The sequence below is a fragment of the Ferrimonas senticii DSM 18821 genome, from assembly GCF_000422665.1.
GTDB lineage: Bacteria > Pseudomonadota > Gammaproteobacteria > Enterobacterales > Shewanellaceae > Ferrimonas > Ferrimonas senticii.
In genome coordinates this window covers 76,712-83,144 of the sequence record NZ_AUGM01000019.1, presented here as the reverse complement: position 1 = coordinate 83,144, position 6,433 = coordinate 76,712, and the positions used below count along the sequence as shown (strand labels likewise).

At 52.6% G+C, this 6,433-nt stretch carries 6 protein-coding genes and 2 tRNA genes; 2 read left to right on the top strand and 6 right to left on the bottom strand.

Going from position 1 to position 6,433, the window contains the following annotated elements:
* The 3 genes from G506_RS0111175 to gltX form a co-directional block, all read right to left on the bottom strand.
* Positions 1-76: transfer RNA gene (locus tag G506_RS0111175), tRNA-Glu, on the bottom strand.
* A gap of 34 nt (positions 77-110) precedes the next feature.
* Positions 111-186, bottom strand: a tRNA-Ala gene (locus G506_RS0111170).
* An 86-nt stretch (positions 187-272) separates the two neighbouring features.
* Positions 273-1,685 (bottom strand): glutamate--tRNA ligase, encoded by a 1,413-nt coding sequence (gene gltX / locus G506_RS0111165; RefSeq protein WP_028116934.1) that lies wholly within the window; start codon positions 1,683-1,685, stop codon positions 273-275.
* Positions 1,686-1,883: 198 nt separating this feature from the next.
* On the opposite strand from gltX, the gene G506_RS0111160 reads away from it, so the two are divergent.
* Together G506_RS0111160 and G506_RS0111155 are read left to right on the top strand one after the other, a co-directional pair.
* Positions 1,884-2,111, top strand: coding sequence for a hypothetical protein (locus G506_RS0111160; protein ID WP_028116933.1), 228 nt, complete (start codon positions 1,884-1,886; stop codon positions 2,109-2,111).
* A 215-nt stretch (positions 2,112-2,326) separates the two neighbouring features.
* A complete protein-coding gene (locus G506_RS0111155) occupies positions 2,327-3,202 on the top strand; it encodes a LysR family transcriptional regulator (RefSeq protein ID WP_028116932.1) in 876 nt (291 codons plus the stop codon).
* A gap of 333 nt (positions 3,203-3,535) precedes the next feature.
* Here the strand turns inward: G506_RS0111155 and maiA are convergent, their stop codons facing one another.
* Genes maiA through hppD form a run of 3 tightly spaced genes read right to left on the bottom strand, consistent with a single transcriptional unit; the run spans position 3,536 to position 6,245 of the window.
* Positions 3,536-4,177 carry a maleylacetoacetate isomerase gene (gene maiA, locus G506_RS0111150; RefSeq protein WP_035387282.1) on the bottom strand — a complete coding sequence of 214 codons (642 nt, stop codon included), beginning with the start codon at positions 4,175-4,177 and terminating at the stop codon, positions 3,536-3,538.
* Between the two features lie 3 nt (positions 4,178-4,180).
* A complete protein-coding gene (locus G506_RS0111145; RefSeq protein WP_028116930.1) occupies positions 4,181-5,167 on the bottom strand; it encodes a fumarylacetoacetate hydrolase family protein in 987 nt (328 codons plus the stop codon).
* 10 nt (positions 5,168-5,177) lie between these two features.
* The gene (gene hppD / locus G506_RS0111140) at positions 5,178-6,245 is read right to left on the bottom strand and encodes a 4-hydroxyphenylpyruvate dioxygenase (RefSeq protein ID WP_028116929.1); all 1,068 of its coding nucleotides are present in this window, start codon (positions 6,243-6,245) and stop codon (positions 5,178-5,180) included.
* Positions 6,246-6,433 lie beyond the last annotated feature (188 nt).

Below are 6,433 nucleotides of genomic sequence, written 5' to 3'. Positions count from 1 at the left end.
TGGCGTCCCCTAGGGGATTCGAACCCCTGTTACCGCCGTGAAAGGGCGGTGTCCTAGGCCTCTAGACGAAGGGGACTTAGGACTTGAAGGCTTAGCCTTCACAAGAAACTTGGTGGAGCTACGCGGGATCGAACCGCGGACCTCTTGCATGCCATGCAAGCGCTCTCCCAGCTGAGCTATAGCCCCAGCTTCTTGCTTGCTCCTTCAGGGGGCATCCCCGTCAGAACGAGGCGCATTTTAGGAATACCCCCCAAAGGAGTCAATACGTTTTTTTAGGAATTCGCTCTGCTTGCTACAAATTCCACCGCTTTGCCGATTCTCTCAACAGAACGTGCCTGTCCAATCAACAAAATGGTCTGATCCAGGCTTGGAGACTGGCCAGAACCAGTAACCGCAACGCGCAGTGGCATACCCACTTTGCCCATGCCCAGCTCTAATTCATCGGCGGTAGCCTGAATCGCGTTGTGGATTGCTTCAGCGGTCCACTCAGTCAATGCCGCCAATTTGGTGCCGGCCAGCTCCAGGGCTTCTTTCGCTACCGGACGCAGATGCTTCTTGGCCGCGCCCGCTTCGAACTCAGCGAAATCTTCGTAGTAGTAACGGGAAGTCGCCGCCAGCTCTTTCAGAGTGTGACAACGCTCAGCCATCACTGGGATCAGATCGATCAGCGCCGGACCGTTGGCCACGTTGATACCTTGATCGTCGAAGTGCCACTGCAGGTGCTTAGCTACATCTGCCGCAGGCATGGTCTTCATGTAGTGCTGGTTCAACCACAACAGTTTGTCGGTGTTAAAGGCCGAGGCAGACTTGTTGATCGCTTTTAGCGAGAACAGGCTGATCATCTCTTCCATAGAGAAGATCTCTTGGTCACCGTGGGACCAGCCCAGACGCACCAAGTAGTTCAGCAGCGCGTGTGGCAGGTAACCGTCATCACGGTACTGCATTACGCTTACCGCGCCGTGACGCTTAGACAGCTTGGCACCGTCGTCACCCAGAATCATCGATACGTGGGCAAACTCTGGCACTGGTGCACCCAACGCGTGGTAGATGTTGATCTGACGTGGGGTGTTGTTGATGTGGTCTTCACCACGCACCACTTGGGTGATGCCCATATCCCAATCGTCGATAACCACACAGAAGTTGTAAGTTGGGGTACCGTCACTGCGGCGGATGATCAGATCGTCCAGTTCGCTGTTGGCTACTTCAATCACGCCACGCACGTGGTCATCAAACTTCACGGTACCCTCTTTGGGGTTACGGAAGCGGATCACGTATGGGGCATCTTCAGCGTGCTCTACGTCGCCGTGGGAACACTTGCCGTCGTAACGTGGCTTCTCGCCAGCGGCCATCTGCTGCTCACGCAGTGCATCCAGACGCTCGCGGCTGCAGTAGCACTTGTAAGCTTTGTCTTCGGCCAGCAATTGGTCGATCACTTCGTTGTAACGATCGAAACGCTTGGTCTGGTAGTACGGACCCTCTTCCCAGTTCAGCTCCAACCAGTTCATGCCTTCGATGATGGCATCGATCGCTTCTTGGGTAGAACGCTCCAGATCGGTGTCCTCGATACGCAGCACAAACTCACCGCCCAAGTTGCGAGCGTAAAGCCAAGAATAAAGTGCGGTACGAGCGCCACCCACGTGCAAAAAGCCGGTTGGGCTTGGGGCGAAACGGGTCTTAACAGTCATATTCGTCTCGAATGTAAGTTTAACAGTAGGCATAGGGCCTTATTAGGGGCGGTAGTTTAGCAGTCGAAACTGCTGCTACCAATTGTCTTGGCGCGTTGGGTCACAATATTGGCAAAGTGGCGCGAACCAGTCCGGCGCCCCCCTCGTATTGTTAGGGTAGCTATTCTTTGGATGAACATTGCTGCAGGAGTCACCACCATGTCTGAAGATATTTCACAATCAGCACCACTGGACAGCATCTGTGCCTATCTAAAACGGGTCAACGGCTTGAGCGACAGCCAAGCACAGCATGAAGCGGAGCTGATCGTCGCCAATTTCGAACAGATGCAACGTCGAGGTTACATCGACGGCTGGTACTTTGATCAGCAGGGTCACCTTGATCTAATACCCAGTGACGACGCGCTGCATCGAATGGACGAAAAATAACCGCCAGCACTGCAATCGAAAGCGAACAACCGGCCTGCCCAGCCGGTTTTTTTGTTGCAGCAACGGAAGCATCACCGTCAGCAGTGGCACTAAGGGATTCAAATAACTGCGTGGTGTATGAATTTTTTCAACAATAACTGCATGAGTACTTGAGACTTTTTAATCAGCTGGCATAGTAGCTTTACGGCATCATTCAAATAATAAAAAGGGCAGATATGGATCTTCGTCAATTACGCAATTTCGTGATGGTTGCAGAGCACGCCAGCTTTACTCGTGCTGCGAAGGTACTTGGGGTTGCCCAGCCGGCGGTTAGTACCGCAATCAAGAAGTTAGAAAAAGACCTAGGTTTGGTGCTGTTGCACCGCCAAGACAAACGAGTGCAGCTGACCGCCGAAGGCCGGGAACTGCTGCCTCATGCACAAGCCATTTTGCAGCGGGTTGAACAAGCCACCAATGCGATGGCGCGCCTGCGCGATCTTGATCGCGGTGAAGTTCGCATCGCTCTGCCAGGGATGATCGGCTCCTATTACTTCCCTGCTCTGCTGATGGCGTTCCACCACCGTTATCCAGATCTGAAACTGTCGATGGTTGAAGCCGGCACCGGCGAGATCCGCGGCATGTTGGAACGCGACGAAGTGGATATCGGCATCATTGCCGATTCCGGTGAAGACTCTTATGGTCTGGAAACCGTGCCATTAACTCGCGCCGAAATGGTTGCCGCCGTCGGTTATGAGCATCCGCTCTCCAGCGAAGATGAAGTCTCCTGGGAGGAGTTCTTCAAGCATGAGCTGGTAATGTTCAAGCGTGGCTATTACCACCGCGAGTTGGTGCATGAAATTGCACAAACCCATGGTATCACTCCAGAGATCGCGTTTGAGACCAACCTAATTGAGCTGATCCGCTCCATCGTTCGCCAAGGCTTTGCGATCACCACGGTATTGAAGATGGTGGTAGAAAACGATCCTGAGATCAAAGCGCTGCCATTTAAAGAACCGATGTTTATGGACCTGCACATCGGTTGGAAGAGCGGCCGTGCGCTAACCCAAGCCGACCGTACTTTCCTCGACTTCCTGCTCGAGCAGAAAGACTAGGGCGTGTTGACGTTTGGTGTTCAGAATTTGGTCGAGGATGGCGGCTGTCAATCGAGGATTGCGATTGAAGGCATAGTGGCTCTACGTCGAAATCGTATGACGAAGAGTGACAGCCGCTAGTCCGCCCCTGCAAGGCGCCCCTCAGTGAAAGCAGAACAGCAAAAATAACCGAGCAAGATTAATTGGCTTTCAAAAACGGCCAACAATGGGCGCAAAAATATACAGCAAAGGTCAACACGCCCTCTGCTCTTGCTTTAAGGCACAACAAAAAGGACAGCTACTCAGCTGTCCTTTTTCGTTGTCGGTTCGTCACAACCGGTTTTAAGTATTCAGTTACAACACCGCATCCGGCTGCAGTTCAGGCTGTGCCAAACCAAAGGCCGGCAAGGCGCGACAACGCTCAACAATGCGGTTGATGGTTTTAAACGGCTGCAGTGGCACATCAAACCGTTCGGCGTTGTAGATCTGCGGCACCAAGCAGACATCGGCCAAAGTGATGCTGTCGCCAAAACAGTAAAGCCCTGCAGTATGTTGCAGTTGCAGCTCTAACCCTTCCAGCGCCTGAGTGATCCAGTGGCAATACCAGCGCTGCTTAGCGGCGTCGTCCTGCCCCAGTTCATTGCTTAGGTACTTAAGTACCCTAAGGTTGTTTAAAGGGTGACAATCAACCGCAATGTTCTGTGCTAACGCACGCACCTGAGCGCGATCAAACGCGCGCTCAGGCAGTAGCGGTTTGTCTGGGTAAGCGTCATCCAGATACTCAATAATCGCCAACGATTGATTGAGGATCCGATCACCATCGACCAAGGTAGGCACCAACTTATTGGGATTCAGCACGGTATAGCCGGGTTGAAACTGCTCGCCGCCATTTTTAATTAAGTTGACGGAGATGTTTTCAAACGCCAATCCCTTGTGGTGGCACGCGATACGTACTCGGTAAGCGGCACTGGAGCGCCAATACCCATACAATTTGATCATCTATCTTCCTGAATACTCAACCACGGTCTGCTCGATAGATCCAAATATAGACTGTTCATCAGCAACCATCTCAATTTTAACGGTATCTCCAAACTGCATAAACGCCGTACTGGGCTTACCGTCAGCGATGATCTCCAGCATCCGTTTTTCTGCTAAGCAAGAAGAACCGGCGCTGCGATCGTAATTAGAAACGGTGCCAGAGCCGATAATGGTTCCCGCAATCAACGGTCGAGTCTTCGCCGCGTGAGCGACCAAGGTGGCGAAGTTAAAGGTCATATCAATCCCAGCGTTGGGCTGACCAAACAATTCACCATTTAGGTGGGTTAACAGCGGCAGATGCACCTTGCCATCGCGCCAATACTGGCCCAATTCATCGGGGGTAACCGCCACCGGCGAAAACGCGCTGGATGGCTTGGATTGATAGAAACCAAAGCCTTTGGCCAACTCCCCTGGGATCAAGTTACGCAGCGATACATCGTTCACTAACATCAACAATTTGATATGGCCGAGGGCATTATCAACCTCACAGCCCATGGCGACATCGTCGGTAATCACCGCAATTTCTGATTCAAAATCGATGCCCCAATCCGTATTCGCCATGGCAATATCTTGCTTCGGTGCCAAGAAGGTATCGGACCCCCCTTGGTACATTAGCGGATCGGTCCAAAACGACGCCGGCATTTCGGCGCCACGGGCCTTACGCACCAATTCCACGTGATTGACATAAGCGCTGCCATCGGCCCAGTGATAAGCCCGTGGCAGTGGTGAAGCGCAAGCGTGCTGCTCAAATGGCATCACGTCGGTTAACTCGCCGCTATTCAGTTGCTGATAGCGCTGCGCCAATTTCGGCGCCAGCACAGCCCAATCGTCTAACGCCGCTTGCAGAGTCGGGGCAATATCGGTCGCACTCACCGCTTGGCTTAAGTCACGGCTAACCACCACCAGCGCGCCATCGCGACTGCCATCATTTAACGTTGCCAGTTTCATATGCTTCCCCTTAAATCACGCCACGACGAATTTGGTCTTCTTCAATCGATTCAAACAACGCTTTGAAGTTACCCTCACCAAAGCCTTGATTGCCTTTGCGCTGAATGATCTCGAAGAACACAGGGCCAATCACGGTTTGGGTGAAGATCTGCAGCAAGATGCCGTCTTTGGTTGGAGCGCCATCGACCAAGATTTTCAGCTGTTGCATCTCGGTCAGATCTTCGCCATGACCGGGCACACGTTCATCGACTTTGCCGTAATAGGTATCTGGGGTTGGCATAAATTCCATGCCGCCAGCGCGCAAGGTGCGCACCGTTTGATAGATATCATCGGTGGTCATGGCGATGTGCTGAATGCCCTCGCCTTGGTATTCGCGCAGATACTCTTCGATCTGACTTTTATCGTCCGATGACTCATTGATTGGAATGCGGATTTTGCCGCACGGTCCGGTCATCGCTCGGCTCACGAGGCCAGTCAGTTTGCCTTCGATATCGAAATAGCGAATTTCACGGAAATTGCCGATGCGCTCGTAAAAACCGGCCCACTTATTCATGTTGCCTTGGAAGACGTTGTGGGTCAGATGATCGATCTCATACAGGCCGGTGTCTTTAGCGGCCAAGCGCTCGCGATAGTCTGGGTAGAAGCCAAAATCGACGTCATAGATGCTGTTGTCGCCATAGCGGTCCACAAAGTACAAGGTCGAATCGCCAATACCGTGAACCGCAGGAATGTTGAGCTCCATCGGCCCGATGTTGCCAACAAATTCAGTGGCGCCATTGGCTAACGCATGCGCCATCGCTTTGGCTGAGTCTTTAACTCGCCACGCCATACCGCAGACACTTGGTCCGTGTAGCTTGGCAAACTGCGCCGCTTGCGAGGATGGCTCGGCATTAACGATAAAGTTGATGTCGCCTTGGCGATAAAGCCACGCTTGCTTAGAGCGGTGCTTGGCGACTTCGGCAAAGCCCAATGAGGAAAACAACTGTTTCAGGGCGTCGATACCCGCCGCATCGGGAGCGGTGTATTCCACAAACTCAAAGCCATCGGTGGCCAGTGGGTTCCAATCAGGGTTGGTCACGGTGATTCTCCATATCATTGCGCTGCGGCAGGTTGCCGGTAGCTCGCATGGATGTAGGTTTACCGCATTTGCTCAACAACAATAAATAACGTGACCCAGATCGCCTTTGGGTTGAACCACAAAGGGGTTGTCACCTGCCCTTTACAGCATGCAACAACCCCTTTCATTTCATAAAGTTAGTTAACGCA

Excerpts from the sequence above, each read along its gene's own strand:
- gltX (WP_028116934.1), bottom strand. The coding sequence starts at position 1,685 with ATGACTGTTAAGACCCGTTTCGCCCCAAGCCCAACCGGCTTTTTGCAC.
- G506_RS0111160 (WP_028116933.1), top strand. The coding sequence starts at position 1,884 with ATGTCTGAAGATATTTCACAATCAGCACCACTGGACAGCATCTGTGCC.
- G506_RS0111155 (WP_028116932.1), top strand. The coding sequence starts at position 2,327 with ATGGATCTTCGTCAATTACGCAATTTCGTGATGGTTGCAGAGCACGCC.
- G506_RS0111145 (WP_028116930.1), bottom strand. The coding sequence starts at position 5,167 with ATGAAACTGGCAACGTTAAATGATGGCAGTCGCGATGGCGCGCTGGTG.